The organism is Streptomyces sp. NBC_00009, from assembly GCF_045040855.1.
GTDB lineage: Bacteria > Actinomycetota > Actinomycetes > Streptomycetales > Streptomycetaceae > Streptomyces > Streptomyces aureus.
In genome coordinates this window covers 5,236,122-5,254,572 of the sequence record NZ_CP108312.1, presented here as the reverse complement: position 1 = coordinate 5,254,572, position 18,451 = coordinate 5,236,122, and the positions used below count along the sequence as shown (strand labels likewise).

The 18,451-nt window shown below is 70.8% G+C and carries 12 protein-coding genes; 5 read left to right on the top strand and 7 right to left on the bottom strand.

Annotated elements, in window-relative coordinates:
- Window positions 1-112: 112 nt before the first annotated feature.
- A complete protein-coding gene (gene pepN, locus OHA58_RS23675; protein WP_405481211.1) occupies window positions 113-2,695 on the top strand; it encodes an aminopeptidase N in 2,583 nt (860 codons plus the stop codon).
- Window positions 2,696-2,884: 189 nt separating this feature from the next.
- Entirely contained in the window at window positions 2,885-4,015 is a 1,131-nt protein-coding gene (locus OHA58_RS23670) for a hypothetical protein (RefSeq protein WP_405481210.1), read from the top strand.
- Window positions 4,016-4,057: 42 nt separating this feature from the next.
- Here OHA58_RS23670 and OHA58_RS23665 read toward each other — a convergent pair whose 3' ends face one another.
- From OHA58_RS23665 to OHA58_RS23655, 3 genes are all read right to left on the bottom strand, one after another.
- Window positions 4,058-5,206, bottom strand: a complete 1,149-nt coding sequence (locus OHA58_RS23665; protein WP_405481208.1) for a serine hydrolase domain-containing protein — start codon at window positions 5,204-5,206, stop codon at window positions 4,058-4,060.
- 143 nt (window positions 5,207-5,349) lie between these two features.
- Window positions 5,350-7,152 carry a TIGR03767 family metallophosphoesterase gene (locus OHA58_RS23660; protein ID WP_405481207.1) on the bottom strand — a complete coding sequence of 601 codons (1,803 nt, stop codon included), beginning with the start codon at window positions 7,150-7,152 and terminating at the stop codon, window positions 5,350-5,352.
- A 213-nt stretch (window positions 7,153-7,365) separates the two neighbouring features.
- Window positions 7,366-7,821, bottom strand: a complete 456-nt coding sequence (locus OHA58_RS23655) for an NUDIX hydrolase (protein WP_405481205.1) — start codon at window positions 7,819-7,821, stop codon at window positions 7,366-7,368.
- Between the two features lie 276 nt (window positions 7,822-8,097).
- Here OHA58_RS23655 and OHA58_RS23650 point away from each other — a divergent pair, with 276 nt between their 5' ends.
- Window positions 8,098-11,415: a S8 family serine peptidase gene (locus OHA58_RS23650; RefSeq protein WP_405481204.1), complete on the top strand. Its 3,318-nt coding sequence runs from the start codon at window positions 8,098-8,100 to the stop codon at window positions 11,413-11,415.
- A gap of 69 nt (window positions 11,416-11,484) precedes the next feature.
- Here the strand turns inward: OHA58_RS23650 and OHA58_RS23645 are convergent, their stop codons facing one another.
- On the bottom strand, window positions 11,485-12,222 hold the full coding sequence (locus OHA58_RS23645) for a hypothetical protein (protein WP_405481202.1): 738 nt from the start codon (window positions 12,220-12,222) through the stop codon (window positions 11,485-11,487).
- Window position 12,223: 1 nt separating this feature from the next.
- On the bottom strand, window positions 12,224-12,745 hold the full coding sequence (locus tag OHA58_RS23640; RefSeq protein ID WP_405481200.1) for a sigma-70 family RNA polymerase sigma factor: 522 nt from the start codon (window positions 12,743-12,745) through the stop codon (window positions 12,224-12,226).
- 195 nt (window positions 12,746-12,940) lie between these two features.
- Here OHA58_RS23640 and OHA58_RS23635 point away from each other — a divergent pair, with 195 nt between their 5' ends.
- A complete protein-coding gene (locus OHA58_RS23635) occupies window positions 12,941-13,960 on the top strand; it encodes an aspartate-semialdehyde dehydrogenase (RefSeq protein WP_405481199.1) in 1,020 nt (339 codons plus the stop codon).
- Here OHA58_RS23635 and OHA58_RS23630 read toward each other — a convergent pair.
- A complete protein-coding gene (locus tag OHA58_RS23630; RefSeq protein WP_405481197.1) occupies window positions 13,947-14,453 on the bottom strand; it encodes a DUF1203 domain-containing protein in 507 nt (168 codons plus the stop codon). The genes OHA58_RS23635 and OHA58_RS23630 overlap by 14 nt on opposite strands.
- Before the next feature lie 124 nt (window positions 14,454-14,577).
- On the opposite strand from OHA58_RS23630, the gene pepN (OHA58_RS23625) reads away from it, so the two are divergent.
- On the top strand, window positions 14,578-17,148 hold the full coding sequence (gene pepN, locus OHA58_RS23625; protein ID WP_405481195.1) for an aminopeptidase N: 2,571 nt from the start codon (window positions 14,578-14,580) through the stop codon (window positions 17,146-17,148).
- 73 nt (window positions 17,149-17,221) lie between these two features.
- Here pepN (OHA58_RS23625) and alc read toward each other — a convergent pair whose 3' ends face one another.
- Window positions 17,222-18,370 carry an allantoicase gene (alc, locus tag OHA58_RS23620; RefSeq protein WP_405481193.1) on the bottom strand — a complete coding sequence of 383 codons (1,149 nt, stop codon included), beginning with the start codon at window positions 18,368-18,370 and terminating at the stop codon, window positions 17,222-17,224.
- Between the last annotated feature and the right edge of the window lie 81 nt (window positions 18,371-18,451).

Sequence of the window (18,451 nt, the reverse complement as noted above, 5' to 3'; positions counted from 1 at the left end):
ACGTCCCGCACGGGCGTCCCATTCCCGGCTGTCCGCCGTCAGGGGCACATGGCAGGATCGGTCCTGTTCGCACCACAAGTGCAGCCAGTCGAGTCACAAGGGAGTGCCGCCCGTGCCCGGAGAGAATCTTTCCCGCGACGAGGCCCGCGAGCGGGCGGGCCTGCTGTCCGTCGACGGGTACGAGGTCCAGCTCGATCTGCGGTCCGCGGTCGGCGAGACCGAGGGCGAGGGTCCCCGGACGTTCCGCTCGGTGACCACGATCCGGTTCCGGGCCACCGAGCCCGGCGCCGCCACCTTCGTGGACCTGATCGCGCCGTCCGTGAACGCGGTGACGCTGAACGGCGAGGACCTCGACACGGCGGCCGTCTTCGACGGCACGCGGATCGCGCTCGACGGCCTGGCCGCGGAGAACGAGCTGGTGGTCGACGCCCAGTGCGCCTACAGCCGCACCGGCGAGGGCATGCACCGCTTCGTCGACCCCGAGGACGGCGAGATCTATCTCTACACGCAGTACGAGCCCGCGGACGCGCGGCGCGTGTACGCCAACTTCGAGCAGCCCGACCTCAAGGCGCCCTACCGCTTCAGCGTGCAGGCCCCCGAGGGCTGGACGGTGTGGTCGAACGGCGTGGGTGAACTGGCCGACGGTGTATGGAAGTTCGCCGAGACGAAGCCGATCTCGACGTACATCACCACGATCGTCGCGGGCCCGTACCACTACGTGACGGACTCCTACGAGCGCGTCTTGGAGGACGGTACGAAGCTGGAGATCCCGCTCGGCGCGATGTGCCGCAAGGGGCTCGCGAAGCACTTCGACGCGGACGACGTGTTCCTGGTGACGAAGCAGGGGCTCGACTTCTTCCACGACCACTTCGACTACCCGTACCCCTTCGGGAAGTACGACCAGGCGTTCGTGCCGGAGTACAACCTCGGCGCGATGGAGAACCCGGGCTGTGTCACGTTCCGCGAGGAGTTCATCTTCCGCGGCAAGGTGACGCAGGCGTCGTACGAGCGGCGCGCGAATGTCATCCTGCACGAGATGGCGCACATGTGGTTCGGCGACCTCGTGACCATGCAGTGGTGGGACGACCTGTGGCTCAAGGAGTCCTTCGCGGACTTCATGGGGACGTTCTCGATGGTCGAGGCGACGCGCTTCACCAACGGCTGGATCACCTTCGCCAACAACCGCAAGGCGTGGGCGTACCGCGCCGACCAGCTGCCCTCCACGCACCCGGTCACGGCCGACATCCGCGACCTGGAGGACGCCAAGCTCAACTTCGACGGGATCACGTACGCGAAGGGCGCGAGCGTCCTGAAGCAGCTCGTCGCCTACGCGGGGCGCGAGGCGTTCCTCGAAGGGGCCCGGCGCTACTTCAAGCGGAACGCGTACGGGAACACGCAGCTCGGCGATCTGCTGTCCGTCCTGGAGGAGACCAGCGGGCGCGACATGGCCACGTGGTCGCGGGCATGGCTGCAGACCGCGGGCGTCAACTCCCTCACCCCGCAGGTGACGTTGAGCGCCGACGGGCACATCACCGAGCTGGCCGTCGTCCAGGAGGCCGCCGATTCCCACCCCACACTGCGGCCGCACCGCGTCGCCGTGGGCCTCTACCAGCGCGACGGCGCGGGCGGGTCGCTCGTGCGGTACGCGCGCGCCGAGGTCGACGTGGACGGGCCGCGGACCGTGGTGGACGAGCTGGCCGGCGCCGAGGCGCCCGAGCTGGTCCTCGTCAACGACGACGACCTCACGTACTGCAAGATCCGCTTCGACGAGAACTCGCTGGCCACCCTGCGCGAGCACCTCGGTGACATCACGGACCCGCTGGCGCGCGCCCTGTGCTGGTCGGCGCTGTGGAGCCTGACACGGGACGGGCTCATGCCCGCGCGCGACTTCATCGGCCTCGTGCTGCGGTTCGCCGGGCGCGAGAGCGACATCGGCGTCCTCCAGATGCTGCACACCTGGGCGAACTCGGCGGTCACGCACTACGCGGCGCCCGAGTGGCGCGCGGAGGGCAGCCGGCAGCTCGCCGAGGGCGCGCTGCGGGAGCTGCGGTTCGCCGAGCCGGCCAGCCAGAACCAGCTGACGTGGGCGCGGTTCTTCGCCTCCGTCGCCTCCGCCGAGGCCGACCTCCAGCTGCTGCGCGGCCTGCTCGAAGGCACCGCGAAGATCGACGGGCTCGATGTCGACCAGGAGCTGCGCTGGTCGTTCGTGAATGCGCTCGCCTCCACGGGCGAGGCCGACGAGTCGGTGATCGACGCGGAGCTGGCGCGTGACGACACCGCGTCCGGCAAGCGGCACCAGGTGCGCTGCCTCGCGGCGCGCCCGTCCGCGGCGGTGAAGGCACAGGCCTGGGCGCAGGTCGTCGAGTCGGACGCGCTGTCGAACGCGCTGGTCGAGGCGACGATCGCGGGCTTCCAGCAGCCGGCGCAGCGCGAGCTGACCGCGCCGTACGCGGAGCGGTACTTCGCGGCGATCGAGCGCGTCTGGGCGGAGCGGTCCATCCAGATCGGCATGGACGTGGTGAAGGGCCTGTTCCCCTCGCTCCAGGACTCGCAGGGCACGCTCGACGCGACCGACGCGTGGCTGGCGGCGCACGAGGGCTCGGCGCCCGCGCTGCGCCGTCTCGTCCTCGAGGCGCGTGACGACCTGGCCCGTGCCCTGCGCGCGCAGGCGTGCGACGCGGCTGCCGGGAAGTAGCCGGGACCAGCACAACGGCGCGGCTACGGCCGGGAGTTACCGAACGCGGGCACTTCCGGCCGTAACCCGTCGCCCCGCCTGCCCTTCTCGGCAGTCGAACGCCCGTACTTTAGGGCAGGCTTGTCCCTTTTTGTCGACAGGCGTGTAACAGCGGTTAGGGGCCCGGTCGGCGCCGGGAATGGCCAGGTCATGAACCACAACACCCCGCTGTCCCCCCGCCCCCTCCAGCACCTCGACGACTGCCGGCAGCGCGTGCTGAGCGCCGCCCAGCTCAAGGCGCACGGGGTCAACTCCGCGGCCCTGAACGAGCAGTGCCGGCCGGGCGGCCCCTGGCAGCAGCTCCTGCCCGGCGTGTATCTGCTCCACCCCGGCCGGCCCACCGCCGACGAGCGACTGCACGCGGTCCTCCTGTACGCGGGCCGCCCCCAGACCCGTACCGCTGTCGCCGTGCCCACGCAGACCACCCCCGACGAGCCGCACCCCCCGCAGGCCGCGCCCCAGGCCCCGTACGCCAACGCGATGGTCACGGGTCTTGCCGCACTGGCCCTGCACCGCTTCGTCTCCGTTCCGCCGCTGCTCTCCCTCGACCGGATCGACGTCATGGTGCCGCGCACACGGCGGCTGCGCTCGACCGGTCTCGCCCGGCTCGTGCGCAGTCACGGGATGCCCACGCCGCAGCGGATCGCGGGGGTGCCGGTGGCGCCGGTGCCGCGCGCCCTCGCGGACGCCGTTGCCCAGCTCGACGACGCGGGCGCGGTGCGGCGTGTGCTCACCGAGGCCGTCCGCGGCGGTCACTGCGAACCCGCCGCCGTGGTGCGGGAGTTGAACCAGGCCAGGCTCCTCACCCGCCCGCACGTCATCGACGCCGTGGACTCGCTGCTCGCCGAGGGGCGCGCCATCGCCGAGGACCGGCTGTACGAGATGGTGCGCGAGTACGGCCTGCCCGACCCGCTGTGGAGCGTGGACCTGCGCCTGCCCGGCGGGCCGCACCTCGGCGGTGTCGACGCGTACTGGCCCGACCAGGCCGTCGCCGTGGAGCTGGACACTTCCCCAAGCTCTCGGCTTCGCTCGAGCAGGGGAGGCCCCAACGCCCCCCGGCACGGGCTGCGCCCCGAGCTCCAGGAGGAGAGCGACGGCCTGGAGTGGTCCGAGTACGCCCGCAAGCGCGAGCACCTGGAGCGCCTCGGGATCACCGTCGTCCACATCACGCCGCGCAAGCTGCGCGAGTCCCTCGAACAGCAGGCGACGGTGGTACGGACCGCGCTGATGGCGTCCGTGGACCGGGAACCGGCGGCGTATGTGATGGTGCTGCCCCACTGAGCACCGCCGGAACCCAGCCGCTCAACTATGCGGCGACTGCGGCTACTTCGGGCAGAACTCGGCCTCGATGACGGCCTGGCTGTCGCCCGTCCAGTCGCCGTTGAAGTTGAACGAGAGGGTGTGGCGGCCGTCGGGCGTGGTCACGGAGTCCGTGTTGGAGCCGTGGATGCCGCCGCTGTGGCCCCAGAGTTCCTTGCCGCAGCTGAGCTTCTGCCGCATGAGGGCGAGACCGTAGCCGAGGCCCGGCTCGTCCTTCGAGATGGGCACGGTCTTCTTCATCTCGGCGAGCTGTGCGGCGGGCAGCAGCCGGCCGCGCAGGAGCGCCGAGTAGAAGCGGTTCAGGTCCGCCGAGTCGGAGACCATCTCGCCGGCCGACGAGGCGAGGGTCGGGTTGAGTTCGGTGACGTCGTACGTCTTCTTGTCCGGGTCGTCGGGGAACTTGCTGTAGGCGCGGCCCGCCGGGCGCGGCACGGTGACGGCGGTGCCGGGCAGGCTGGTGGCGCGCAGGTGGAGGGGCTCGATGATGCGGTGGCGGATCTCGTCCGCGTAGGAGTGGCCGGTGACCTCCTTCACGACCATGCCGGCCAGCACGTAGTTGGTGTTGGAGTAGTTCCAGGACGTGCCGGGCGCGAAGTCGGGCTTGTGGGCCATGGCGACCGACACGAGCTTGCCGGGTGCCCAGGTGTCGTAGCGGTGCTTCAGGAAGCCGTCGCGCCCGAAGACGGTCTGCTGGAAGTCCTTGTCCGCCGTGTAGTTGTAGATCCCGCTGGTGTGGTTGAGGAGCTGGCGGACGGTGATCTTCCGGCCGTCGTGGCCGTGTCCGGTGACGACGCCGGGCAGCCAGTGGTCGACGGTGTCGTCCAGGCTCAGCCTGCCCTCGGCCTCCAGCTGGAGGAGGACGGTCGCGACGAAGGTCTTGGTGATGCTGCCGACGCGATAGCGGTCCCGGTCGCCGCGCGGGGTGTTCGTCCGCAGGTCGCCGAGGCCCGAAGTGCCCTTCCAGGTGCCGTACTTGTCCGTCGCCTGCCCCGTCACCCCGGGCACGCCCGCCGCGACTGCGGCGTCCATGGCCTGCTGCGTCGCCCGGTGTCCGTCCCTGGCCGGCGCGTCGGCGAGAGCGGGGGTCGCGAGCGCCCCCGCCGTCACCGACACCACTACGGCCACACCCACCAGGCCGGTACGCACTGACATCCCGTGTCTCCTTCGCCGACGTTCGACAGCTGTGTGCTGCGGTCGACCTGGGGGACTCAGGGGTCATGGGACGGGGTTGAGGGCCGTGATCGGGTTGGGCGGGATCAAGCCGATCTCAGGCCTTGCGTCCAGGGCCTTGCCTCTCAGGCCTTGCGCAGGACGAGTTCCGTGTTGCGGTCGCCGGGGGTGCCGGAGAGGGTGGCGCGGGATCCGGGGGCGTTGAAGGAGAGTTCGCGGTAGAGGGCCGCGAGGCCGGTCTGGGTGAGGTCGGTGAAGTCGGTGCGGTGCGGGGCCGCGGACTCGATGAGCGTGGTGAACAGGGAGACCGTGCCGTCGTGGTTGTCGGTGATCTCGATGACGCGGGCCAGCTGCGGGAAGTCGACGTGGGACGCGGTCGAGATCTCCCAGAAGGAGCGGCCTTCGGGGCCCGCGTGCGGGGTGATGTCGTTCTTGTGACTGTGGCCGTTGACCCAGGCCAGGACATTGCTGTGACGGCCGAGGAGGGCGAGGAGCTCGTCGCCGCCGTGCCGGGCCTCACGGGGGTGGTGCGGGTCCTGGCGGAGGTTGCGCATGGTCTTGCTGGTGTGGTGACTGAAGACGAGGACGTGGGAGCCCCCGTTCTTCTCGTTGTCCTTGAGCGTGCGCTCCAGCCAGTTGAGCTGGGCTGTGCCGAGGGAGCCCTCGTAGTGGCCGCCGGGGTCCGTCGTGTCGAGGCTGATGCCGAGGATGTCGTCCGAGACGCGGAAGGCGTAGTACTGGGTGCCGGCGTCGACGTTGGCCTGCGTGTAGCCGTGGCCGTGCGGGCCCGGGCCCGTGTGCGCGGGGTCGAGGTGGGCCTTGAGGTACTCGGCCGGGGTGAAGGGGGCGCGGGACTCGTCCGGGGTGACCGAACGCATGTGGCGGGCCTGGGACTTGAGGAGGTCCTTGAAGGCCTGGCCCTTGGGGTCGCCGCCCTTCTTGACGTTGTCCCAGATCGCCTTGCCGGCGGAGTCCGGCAGCTCCATCAGCTTCCGCCCGCCCACCGCGAACTCGGTGAAGAAGGAGTCGCCGGGCGCGTAGCAGCCGCCGGGCAGCGCGTCGTGGTTGCCGACGGTCGAGTACCAGGGCAGGTTGAGCCCCGGGCTGCGCAGCTCACCGATCGCGGCGTCCAGAAAGCCGTGGATGCGGGGGAAGCCGAGCTGCTTGTCGGCGTCGCGCAGGGCGGTGTCCGGGTGCCAGTACAGCTTGAGGCCGCTGTCCTGCACGCCTTCGTAGCGGCGCGGGTCGCCGGTGTTCGGGGTGATGCGCCCGCCGCTCATCGCCTTCAGGAACCAGTCCAGCTCCGACTTGGCGTTGTTGTCGGTGTTGTCGCCGGTCGTCATGACGAAGTGCAGGGGCGACGCGGTGACGGGCGCCCCGCGCAGTGCGTTGACCCGCTCCACGAGGGAGACCGCCCCGGCGACCGAGAGGGACTCCTGGGGGCGCCAGGCGCTGGCGGTCTGGGAGCGCAGGTACTCGTAGCGCAGCGGGTGCTGTACGTCGACCAGGTGCAGGTCGGTGAACTGGACGAACGCGGCGAGCGCGGTGCGCCGGCCCTCGCGCCCCGACTTGGCGGACGCGAGGTCGCCGCGGACGACGCGCTGCCAGGCGGGGCCGTCGCCGAGGCGCCGGTAGCCCGCGCCGGCCGGGGCGGCGGCGACGGAGCCGAGGGTGGTGCCGCGCGTGTAGGGCGCGAGCGGGGCGGCGGGGGCCCGGCGGGACACGGCGGCCGGGACGGGGCCTGCGGGCGCGGGGCCCGCGACGGCGCTGCCCGTGCCGGGGCCGAGTGCGTAGCCGATCCCGGCCGTCAGGGAGACGGCTCCGGACGCGGCGAGGAAGGTGCGGCGGTCGAGCGCCGAGGCGATGGAGGCGGCCTTGGCGGCGGTGGCGGATGCAGCGGTGTCGGCGACAGAGCGTATGCGCGGCATGGCGCGGTCTCCCCGAGTGCGAACGCGTCGGCAGTGGTCGCGGGGCGCTCGCCGTGGCAGAACTACCCGCTCGTACTGGATCGTTGACATCGGGGATGACCTGCACGTTAACGAGGCCGCAACGGGCAGCGCCGATCACGCCACGTGGATCACCGGCCACCCTGCGCGGTCACGTACGCCTCGTGTGCCGTAGAGGAGCCGGTCACTCCGTGTTCACTTTTCGGGGAAGAGGCGGCCCGACGTGGGCCTGTCGCGCCACAGTTCGAGGCCTACGTCGACGAGTTCGACGCGGGCGAGGCGGGGCACGTCGTCGAGGGTGTGCCAGGCGGCCATGTCGGTGGAGCCGTTCACCTCGTGGCGCAGTTCGCCGCCGGTGATGCGGCCCTCGTAGACGAGGCGCAGTCCGTGGAAGTCGGCGACGGCGCCCAGTTTGCGCGGGTAGCGGCGCAGGACGGAGTGGACGCCGAGCAGGGTGACGGGCTCGACCGCGTAGCCGGTCTCCTCGTCGAGTTCGCGGATCACGGTGTCGTACGGGTCCTCGCCGTGGTCCATGCCGCCTCCCGGCAGCGTCCAGCGTCTGGTGCCGTCGCCGGCCACCCAGCGGGCGAGCAGCACCTGCCCGTCCCGTACGCAGACTGCGTAGGCCGCGACCCTCAGTTCCCTGTGCACACGGTGACGTTATGCGGTCCGCGGTGGGTCGGGGTGGTGAACGTGCGGGTCGGCGACGCGGCGGGCGGGACTCCTTGCGGGGCGCGTGTGCCGTGCCCCGCTGTGCACGTTTCCCCGTATGCGCCGCTTTGTCCGCGATGACGTATGGCGGAAGTACGCCATGACCTGATCACGTCACGGGCAACTCTCCCCAAACAGGCGCCACTTACGTAAAGCTGACCGGTCATCCGGCACCGAATTCCGGACCCTTTCCGACCTTTACGTACAGGGATGCTGATGACCCTCGATCCCCAGCGCGCACCGATATCCGGAGCGAGACGGGCGGCCCGGCTCGCGGCCGCGGCCGGCCTCGTCGCAGCGCTCACCGCCGCCGGGCCGATACCCCTGGCCTACTCCGCGGACGCGGACACCACCCCGTCGACAGACGCACCCGTCAAGTCGGCCGGTGACAAGCTCGGTTCGTCCGACGCGCAGCTCCTCGACCAGGCCGAGGCGGCCGGCGAGAAGAACGTGACCATGATGGTCGCGACCGCCCCCGGCGCGACCGAGCAGGTCGCGCACCAGCTCGACGCCGTCAAGGGCGGCTCGGTCGGCCGGACCTACGACAAGCTCGGCTACGTACGCGCCACCGTGCCGACCGCCAAGGCGGACGCCGCGATCAAGGCGGCCGAGAAGCTCTCCTCCGTGCAGGGCATCGACCTGCGCCACGAGATCGAGCTCGACGACCCGACCCCGGCCGGCGACACCGCCAAGGGCGCGCGGGACGCCGCCGAGGGCACGTCCGCCGCCCCGGGCAAGAACACCCCGGCGAAGAACCCGTACAACCCGTCCTTCGAGACGGGCGCCGTCGACTTCGTGAAGGACAACCCGAAGGCCGACGGCCGCGGCGTCACGATCGGCATCCTCGACTCCGGTGTGGACCTCGGTCACCCGGCGCTCCAGAAGACCACCACCGGCGAGCGCAAGATCGTCGACTGGGTCACCTCGACCGACCCGATCGTCGACGGCGACGCCACCTGGCGCGCGATGGTCACCAACGTGAGCGGCCCGACGTTCACGTTCGGCGGCCGGACCTTCAAGGCCGCGGCCGGCTCGTACCAGGTCTCGACGTTCAAGGAGTCCGCCACCACCGGCGGCGACGCCAAGGGCGACCTGAACCGCGACGGCGACACCACCGACTCCTGGGCCGTCCTCTACGACGCCAAGGCCGGCACCGTCACCGTCGACCTGAACAACAACGCCGACTTCACCGACGACACCCCGATGAAGCCGTACAAGGACGGCTACCAGATCGGGTACTTCGGCAAGGACAACCCGGCGACCGACGTCGTCGAGCGCATCCCGTTCGTCGTGGAGATCCGCAAGGACGTCCCGATGGACCCGTACGGCGGCGACTGGGTCGGCAAGAAGGCCGACTTCGTCAACATCGGCGTCATCGAGTCCGAGCACGGCACGCACGTCGCCGGCATCACCTCCGCCAACGGCCTGTTCGGCGGGAAGATGAGCGGTGCCGCGCCCGGCGCGAAGCTCGTCTCCTCGCGCGCCTGCACCTGGTCCGGCGGCTGCACCAACGTCGCGCTCACCGAGGGCATGATCGACCTCGTCACCAAGCGCGGTGTCGACATCGTCAACATGTCGATCGGCGGCCTGCCCGCCCTCAACGACGGCGCCAACGCGCGCGCCTTGCTCTACAAGCGCCTCATCGACACCTACGGCGTCCAGCTCGTGATCTCCGCGGGCAACTCGGGCCCCGGCGCCAACACCATCGGCGACCCCGGCCTCGCCGACAAGGTCATCTCCGTCGGCGCGTCCATCTCCAAGGCGACCTGGGCCTCCAACTACGGTTCCGGCGTCGAGAAGTCGTACGCGATGATGCCGTTCTCGTCGCGCGGCCCGCGTGAGGACGGCGGCTTCACGCCGACCATCACCGCGCCCGGCGCCGCGATCAACACGACGCAGACCTGGCTGCCGGGCTCCCCGGTCGCCGAGGCGGGCTACAACCTGCCGGCCGGCTACTCGATGCTCCAGGGCACCTCGATGGCCTCCCCGCAGGCCGCGGGCGCCTCGGCCCTGCTGCTCTCCGCCGCCAAGCAGAAGCACATAGCGCTCACCCCGGCGAAGCTGCGCACCGCGCTCACCTCGACCGCGAAGCACATCAGCGGCGAGCAGGCGTACGCCGAGGGCTCCGGCCTCATCGACATCGTCGACGCGTGGGACTCCATCAAGGACGGCGCGAGCGCCCACACCTACACGGTGAAGGCCCCGGTCGACACCGCGATCGACTACGCGCTCAAGGACCCGGGCTTCGGCACGGGCATCTACGACCGCGAGGGCGGCCTCAAGGCCGGCCAGAAGAAGACCTACGACGTCACGGTCACCCGCACGTCGGGCCCGGACCGTGCGGTCCGCCACGAGCTGTCCCTCAAGAACAACTCGGGCTCCACGTTCCGCATCCTCGGCGACGACACGGTCTCGCTGCCGCTGAACAAGCCGGTCACGGTCAAGGTCCAGGCGGCGCCGAAGAGCGCCGGTCTGCGCAGCGCCATCCTTCAGGTGGACGACCCGCGCACCGAGGGCGTCGACCAGCAGGTCATGGCGACCGTCGTCGTCGCGACGCCGCTCGCGAAGCCGTCGTACACGTTCTCGGACTCCGGCTCCGTGCAGCGCAACAGCACGAAGTCGTACTTCCTGACGGTCCCCGAGGGCGCCAAGTCCCTGGAGGTCGCGATGAGCGGCCTGGCCGACAAGAGCCAGACCCGCTTCATCTCGATCCACCCCTACGGCGTCCCGGTCGACGACACGTCGACGCCGAGCTGCTACCCGAACTACAACCCGGCCAACACCTGCCGTCCCGACCTGCGGTCGTACGCCGACCCGCAGGCCGGCGTCTGGGAGATCGAGGTCGAGGCGCGCCGTACGTCGCCGCAGCTCGACAACCCGTACAAGCTCGATGTCGCCGTGCTCGGCGCGGCCTTCGACCCGGCCGTGCAGGCCGTCCCCGAGGCCAAGGTCGGCACCCCGGCCGCCGTCTCCTGGAAGGTGACGAACAACTTCGCCGCCCTCGACGGCAAGCTCAAGGGCGGTTCGCTCGGCTCGTCGAAGACGGCGCGTCCGTCCCTCAAGGAGGGTGAGACGCAGACCTCCACGGTCGTCGTCCCCGCGGGCGCCGAGCGTCTGGACGTCGCCATCGGCGGCGTCTCCGACAACGCCGCCGACCTGGACCTGACGGTCTACGACCAGGACGGCAACCAGGTCGGGCAGTCCGCCGACGGCGACTCCGAGGAGGCCGTCAGCATCAGCAGGCCGGCCGCCGGCACGTACACGGTCGAGGTCGTGGGCTACGCCGTGCCGTCCGGTTCGACGGAGTACGACTACCGCGACGTGTTCTTCTCCCCGACGCTCGGCCAGGTCAAGGTCGACGAGGCGAAGTCCGTGAAGCTCGGCAACGGTGACTCGACCCAGGTCACCGCCGAGGTCGTCGCCGCAGCGGCCGCGCCGGAGGGCCGCGAGTTCTTCGGCGAGGTGCAGCTCCTGGACGGGCGCGGCACGGTCGCCGGGCTCGGCAGCGTGAAGATCGAGAAGGTCACGCCGTAACGGTGACCGGATGACAGCGGGGGCGGGTGTCCGTACGGGCGCCCGCCCCTCGTCGTCACCGGCCCGGGCTCACACGCCGGGGCCGTTGCCCCCGTCGCACTTCAGGCCGCGGGAGCCCGGGAGCGCTTTGACGATCATGTCGCGCAGGGGCTTGATCTCCTTGCCCGTGGCCCAGTTGTCCGGGTGATAGCCGCCCTTGGGAATGGTGATCAGCGTGCGATCGCCCTTCTTCAGGTGGGGGTCGATGTCACGGTCCATCCGGAACCTGACCTGCCCAGGTCCGGAGGCCGGCTTGTAGTAGCGGATCACGGTCAGCGTGATGCGGTCGCTCTTGCCGCCTGGCTCGGGAGTGACCCGGTCGACCGTGCCCTCCACCATGAGCCGGGAGCACGCCACGAAGCCCTCCGGGGTGAGATCCGCGTTCTCGTTGCCGCTCTTGCTGTCGCTCACGGACTTGTCCGACGCTCCGGAGGCCGTCTGGTCCCCGGGCTGCGCCCCGAGCCACATCATGACGCTCGCGACCCCGAGCGCACCCGCGGTGGCGAGCGTGCCGAGGGCCAGGCGCAGGCCCCGGCGGGGCCGCGTCACGGGCACGAGCGGGGGTCCGGACGCCTTTACGGGTTCCGGCGCGGGCGCCACCCGGGCCGCCGCCAGCGCGTCCCCGATCCCCCGCAGCTGCTCTCCCAGCAGCGCGACATCCGCCTCGGCCGCCGCGTGCGCGGCCGCCGTCTCCGGGTCGTCCCTGTCCTCCGGCGGAAGCGGCTCCCCCGTGAGCACCAGCATCAGTACGCGGTCCTCGTGCTCCATGTCACACCACCTCCCCTTCGCGCAGCCGCGCCCGCAGCATCCGTACCGCCGTGTGCAGCCTGCTCTTGACCGTGCCCTCCGGGATGCCCAGCTCGTCGGCTATCGCCCGGACCGGAAGATCCGCGTAGAAGCGCAGCACGACCACTTGGCGCTGGGTGTCCGGCAGCTCGTCGAGGCCCTGCGCCACCGCCAGCGACAGGACGCGCGACTCGGCGCCGTCTTCCGCGCGCTGCTCCTGGCGCAGCGAGGCGAGGCGCTCGCCGAGCCGTTCCTGGCGGCGGCGCGCCCGGTGCCAGTCCATCGCCAGGTTCGAGGCGACGACGGCGGCCCACGCCGACACGTCGCGCGGTGCCTCGTCGCCCCGCGCGGCCCGTTCAAGCAGCCGCAGCCGCACCTGCTGCACGCCGTCCTGAAGGTCGCCGTGCGGTACCCCGCCCAGCGACAGGACGGCCCTCACCCGGTCCTCCTGCACGGCATCCAGCGGATCGGCCGCCTCCGCGCGGCGCGTTCTTCTGCGCAGCAATGCCCCTCCCCTCCCCCTGGCTCTCCCACGTTTCCCCTAGGACGCCGGGACCGGGCGAAACGTTCGCACCGTGAGACGGGGATGAATGTGGCGTCCCGCACCTCGGACAATGGATTGGACAAGGCGGCCGGGGACAGACGCATCATGGAGCGGCACCCCCGCTGTTCTGTTCGTGTACGTACGGAGGAAAACCCTGTGAAGGTCGGAATCGTCGGAGCCACCGGTCAGGTCGGCACGGTCGTGCGCAAGATCCTCGTCGAGCGGGACTTCCCGGTCGACGAGCTGCGCCTGTTCGCCTCGGCCCGCTCGGCCGGGACGGTCATCGACGGTGTGACGGTGGAGGACGCCTCGACGGCCGACTACACGGGCCTCGACATCGTCATCTTCTCCGCAGGTGGCAGCACCTCCAAGGCGCTCGCCGAGAAGGTCGCGGCCCAGGGCGCGGTCGTGATCGACAACTCGTCGGCCTGGCGCAAGGACCCCGAGGTCCCGCTGGTCGTCTCCGAGGTCAACCCGCACGCGATCGCGAACCGCCCCAAGGGCATCATCGCCAACCCGAACTGCACGACGATGGCCGCGATGCCGGTCCTGCGTCCGCTGCACGAGGAGGCCGGCCTCGAAGCGCTGGTCGTCGCCACCTACCAGGCGGTCTCCGGCTCCGGTCTCGCGGGCGTCGCCGAGCTGCACGGCCAGGCGCAGAAGGTCGTCGCCGAGGCGGACAAGCTCACGCACGACGGCTCCGCGGTCGAGTTCCCCGAGCCCCAGGTCTACAAGCGCCCCATCGCGTTCAACGTGCTGCCGCTGGCCGGCGCGATCGTCGACGACGGTCTGAACGAGACGGACGAGGAGCAGAAGCTCCGCAACGAGTCCCGCAAGATCCTCGAGATCCCGGGCCTCAAGGTCTCCGGCACCTGCGTGCGCGTGCCGGTCTTCTCCGGCCACTCGCTCCAGATCAACGCCCGCTTCGCCCGTCCGCTCTCCGTCGAGCGCGCCACGGAGCTCCTGTCCGGCGCCCCCGGCGTCGAGCTCTCCGACATCCCGACGCCGCTCCAGGCCGCGGGTCAGGACGCCTCGTACGTGGGCCGCATCCGCGGTGACGAGACCGTGGAGAACGGTCTGTCACTGTTCGTCTCGAACGACAACCTCCGCAAGGGCGCCGCGCTGAACGCGGTGCAGATCGCGGAGCTGGTGGCGGCCGAACTCAAGGGCGCCTGACCTCGAACTGGAAGCAGCCGTACTCGACGGCTCTGACATGCACCAGGGCCACCTCCGGGTCGGCGAACGCCTCCGCAAGAGCCTGATCGAACCCCTCGTCGGCCGCCTCCGGGATCTCCAGGAGGCGGCCGCCGGCAATATGGCCCTCGGCGTTGTAGCGCCGCAGGGTGCGCAGCGCGCCGGGGCGGGCGAAGGGGTACCCCCGCACGTCGCCCGGCCCCTCGCACTCCTCGGCGTGGATGAAGACCGGGCCCTGTTCGTCGTAGGCGCCCGGACGGGCCCAGGTCTCGGCGGCCCAGCGCCGCAGCGGCGCGTACGAGACGAGCGCGATCCGCTCGCCGGGCTCGACAGAGCGCAGACAGCAGCGCAGCGGGGACCCGACGGCCGCGTCGTCGGCGGCGGTGAATGCGACACAGGGGCGCCCCGCGTCGTCGGTGTCCCGCAGCTCCTTGAGGACGGCCGGTGCGATGGGCTGTGCGGTGTACGTGGTCATGTGCCCCAGGCTCGTCCCGCGCGCGCGGGTTCACCGGCGGAAAACGGACATCGCGCTCTCCGCTTCCCTCGTGGAAGGATGACCGGAACGTCAAAAACGTAGACCGGATCTAGGAGATGACCGCGTGCCTGGCACCAATCTGACCCGTGAAGAGGCGCAGCAGCGGGCGAAACTGCTCGATGTCGAGTCGTACGAGATCGATCTTGACCTCTCGGGAGCGCAGGAGGGCGGCACCTACCGGTCCGTGACCAGCGTGCGGTTCGAGAGCGCCGAGGCGGGCGCTCACACGTTCATCGACCTGGTCGCCCCGGCGGTCCACGAGGTCGTCCTGAACGGGCATTCGCTCGATGTCGCCGCCGTGTTCCGCGACTCGCGGATCGAGCTCAAGCACCTGGAGGCGGGGCCGAACGAGCTGCGGGTCGTCGCCGACTGCGCGTACACCAACACGGGTGAGGGTCTGCACCGCTTCGTCGACCCGGTCGACCAGCAGGCCTATCTGTACACGCAGTTCGAGGTACCGGACGCGCGCCGCGTCTTCGCCTCCTTCGAGCAGCCGGACCTCAAGGCGACCTTCCAGTTCACCGTGAAGGCGCCGACGGGCTGGACGGTCATCTCCAACTCCCCGTCCCCGGAGCCGAAGGACGACGTCTGGCACTTCGAGCCGACGCCGCGCATCTCCACGTACATCACGGCCCTGATCGTCGGCCCGTACCACTCGGTGCACTCCTCGTACGAGGGCGCGAACGGGCAGTCCGTGCCGCTCGGCATCTACTGCCGGCCTTCGCTCGCCGAGTTCCTCGACTCGGACGCGATCTTCGAGGTCACGCGGCAGGGCTTCGACTGGTTCCAGGAGAAGTTCGACTACGCGTACCCGTTCGCCAAGTACGACCAGCTCTTCGTGCCGGAGTTCAACGCGGGCGCGATGGAGAACGCGGGCGCGGTCACCATCCGCGACCAGTACGTGTTCCGTTCGAAGGTGACGGACGCGGCGTACGAGGTGCGTGCGGAGACGATCCTGCACGAGCTGGCCCACATGTGGTTCGGCGACCTCGTGACGATGGAGTGGTGGAACGACCTCTGGCTGAACGAGTCGTTCGCCACGTACACGTCCATCGCCTGCCAGGCGTACGCCCCCGGCAGCCGCTGGCCGCACTCGTGGACGACGTTCGCCAACTCCATGAAGACGTGGGCGTACCGGCAGGACCAGCTGCCCTCGACGCACCCGATCATGGCCGAGATCCGCGACCTCGACGACGTCCTCGTCAACTTCGACGGCATCACGTACGCCAAGGGCGCCAGCGTCCTCAAGCAGCTCGTCGCGTACGTCGGCATGGACGAGTTCTTCCAGGGCGTGCAGGCGTACTTCAAGCGCCACGCGTACGGGAACACGCGCCTGTCCGACCTGCTCGGCGCGCTGGAGGAGACCAGCGGGCGCGACCTGACGGCGTGGGCGAAGGCCTGGCTCCAGACGGCCGGTATCAACGTCCTGCGCCCGGAGATCGAGACGGACGCGAACGGCGTCATCACGTCCTTCGCCATCCGGCAGGAGGCGCCCGCGCTTCCCGCCGGCGCCAAGGGCGAGCCGACGCTGCGCCCGCACCGCATCGCGATCGGCCTCTACGACCTGTCCGACGAGAGCGGCAAGCTGGTGCGCGTCGACCGCATCGAGCTGGACGTCACGGCCACCGAGCTGACCCAGGTCCCGCAGCTGGCCGGCAAGCGGCGCCCGGCCGTGATCCTCCTCAACGACGACGACCTGTCGTACGCGAAGGTCCGCCTCGACGAGGAGTCGCTCGCGTTCGTCACCGAGCACCTCGGCGACTTCGAGTCGTCCCTGCCGCGCGCCCTGTGCTGGGCGTCGGCGTGGGACATGACGCGCGACGCCGAACTGCCCACCAGCGCCTACCTGGAGCTGGTCCTGTCGGGCATCGGCAAGGAGTCGGACATCGGCGTCGTGCAGTCCCTGCACCGCCAGGTGAAGCTGGCCATCGACCTGTACGCGGCCCCCGCGGGACGCGACGCGGCGCTGGCGACCTGGACCGAGGCGACGCTGGCGCACCTGCGGGCCGCGGAGGCGGGCAGCGACCACCAGCTCGCGTGGGCCCGCGCGTTCGCGGCGACGGCCCGCACGCCGGAGCAGCTCGACCTGCTCGAGTCGCTCCTCGAAGGCACGCAGACCGTCGAGGGCCTGGCCGTCGACACGGAGCTGCGCTGGGCGTTCGTGGAGCGGCTCGCGGCGGTCGGCCGCTACGACGAGGCGGAGATCGCGGCGGAGTACGAGCGGGACCGGACCGCGGCGGGCGAGCGCCACGCGGCGACGGCCCGCGCGGCGCGCCCCACCGCCGAGGCGAAGGCGGAGGCCTGGGCGTCGGTCGTCGAGTCCGACAAGCTCCCGAACGCGGTCCAGGAAGCGGTCATCGCCGGCTTCGTCCAGACCGACCAGCGTGACCTGCTCGCCCCGTACACGGAGAAGTACTTCGCCGCGGTCAAGGGCGTCTGGGAGTCCCGCTCCCACGAAATGGCCCAGCAGGTGGCGATCGGCCTCTACCCGGCGATCCAGGTCTCGCAGCCCACCCTGGACGCAACGGACACCTGGCTCACCGCAGCCGAACCGAACGCGGCCCTGCGCCGCCTGGTCTCGGAATCCCGAGCGGGCGTGGAGCGCGCGCTGCGGGCGCAGGGGGCTGACGCGTAGCACTCGCAGGCACAGCGCAAGGCGCCCGGCACCGGATTCCTCCGGTGCCGGGCGCCTTCGCGTGTGCGAGCGATCAGCCGTTCAACTCGGCGTAACGGGTGCGCAGTTGGTCACGGCCCGCTTCCGTCAGGGAGCCGTGCAGGCGCATGCGGGCGACGCCGCCGTCCGGGAAGGCGTCGAGGCGTACGTGGGTGGCTACGGCCTGGGCGGGGAGTTTGAAGCGGTGGAGGGTGTCGGGCTGGAGGCGGGTGCGGGGGATGATGTCGAACCATTCGCCCGTGTCGCCGTTGCGGCCGCTCAGGGCGATCCAGCCGGCCGAGTTCCCCTTCAGGTACGCCGTGTCGATCTCCACCGCGCGGATCGCGCCCTGCGCGGCGAGGCGGAACCGTACCCAGTCGTTCGTGCCGTGCACCCGGCGCCTGCGGTTCTCCCAGCCGTCGTCCATCTTGCGGGACGTGCCGGGCAGGATGATCTGCGTGGGCGACGAGTAGAACTTGTCCGACGCGTCCTCGTACGTACCGCCGTTGAGGACCGAGATCAGGTCGAACGTGCCGAGCAGGTCGAGCCACTCGGGGTCGGGGACCACCTCGCCGTGCACGCGCAGGCGGGCCACGCCGCCGTCGGGGTGCTGGCAGAGGCGGAGGTGGGTGTAGCGGCGCTCGGAGGTGATCGTGAAGCCGTTCGCCGCGTGGCCGCGTACCGGGGTCGGTGCGATCAGCTCCTCCCACTTCACGTCGGCGGCGAGCAGGTCCTCGGGGCTCGGGGAGCCCTCCACGCACGCCGCCTGGACGCTGATGCGCTGCGGGTAGTTGCCGCGGAAGTGCGCGGTGTCCACGACGATGCCGCGGATCACGCCGGGCGCGCCGAGCCGGACGATCGCCCAGTCGTGGTCCTCGGGCGCGGGGAAGGGGGATTCGGCGGTGCCGCGGCGGCGGCGGGTCTCCCAGCCGTCCATGATCTTGCCCTTGTGCCCGAAGTGCTCCGGGTCGAACACCGCGGGCTCGCGGACGAGGAGGTTCTCGCGCTGGGCGAAGAACTCGTCGTTCGCGGCGATGACTCCTGCGCCCAGGCGCCGGTCGGCGAGGTCCACCAGCTCCGCGTAGCTCTCGGTGTCGCCGAAGTGGCGGTAGTCGGCGTACGGGTCGCCGCCGGAGTAGGGGGCGGCGTCGTTGGCGTGGGGGTCCTCGGGGGCTTCGAGCGGCGTGGCGTCAGATGTCGTCATACGTCCACTGTCGGACCGCCGAGCCCTTAGGTCCATCGAAACTTTTCGACATGTACGTTCAGGTGAACTGAACGGTCGGTC

What these genes read in the sequence shown, in the direction of transcription:
- OHA58_RS23670 (WP_405481210.1), top strand. Translation starts at nt 2,885, where the DNA reads ATGAACCACAACACCCCGCTGTCCCCCCGCCCCCTCCAGCACCTCGAC.
- OHA58_RS23665 (WP_405481208.1), bottom strand. Translation starts at nt 5,206, where the DNA reads ATGTCAGTGCGTACCGGCCTGGTGGGTGTGGCCGTAGTGGTGTCGGTG.
- OHA58_RS23660 (WP_405481207.1), bottom strand. Translation starts at nt 7,152, where the DNA reads ATGCCGCGCATACGCTCTGTCGCCGACACCGCTGCATCCGCCACCGCC.
- OHA58_RS23650 (WP_405481204.1), top strand. Translation starts at nt 8,098, where the DNA reads ATGACCCTCGATCCCCAGCGCGCACCGATATCCGGAGCGAGACGGGCG.
- OHA58_RS23645 (WP_405481202.1), bottom strand. Translation starts at nt 12,222, where the DNA reads ATGGAGCACGAGGACCGCGTACTGATGCTGGTGCTCACGGGGGAGCCG.
- OHA58_RS23630 (WP_405481197.1), bottom strand. Translation starts at nt 14,453, where the DNA reads ATGACCACGTACACCGCACAGCCCATCGCACCGGCCGTCCTCAAGGAG.
- alc (WP_405481193.1), bottom strand. Translation starts at nt 18,370, where the DNA reads ATGACGACATCTGACGCCACGCCGCTCGAAGCCCCCGAGGACCCCCAC.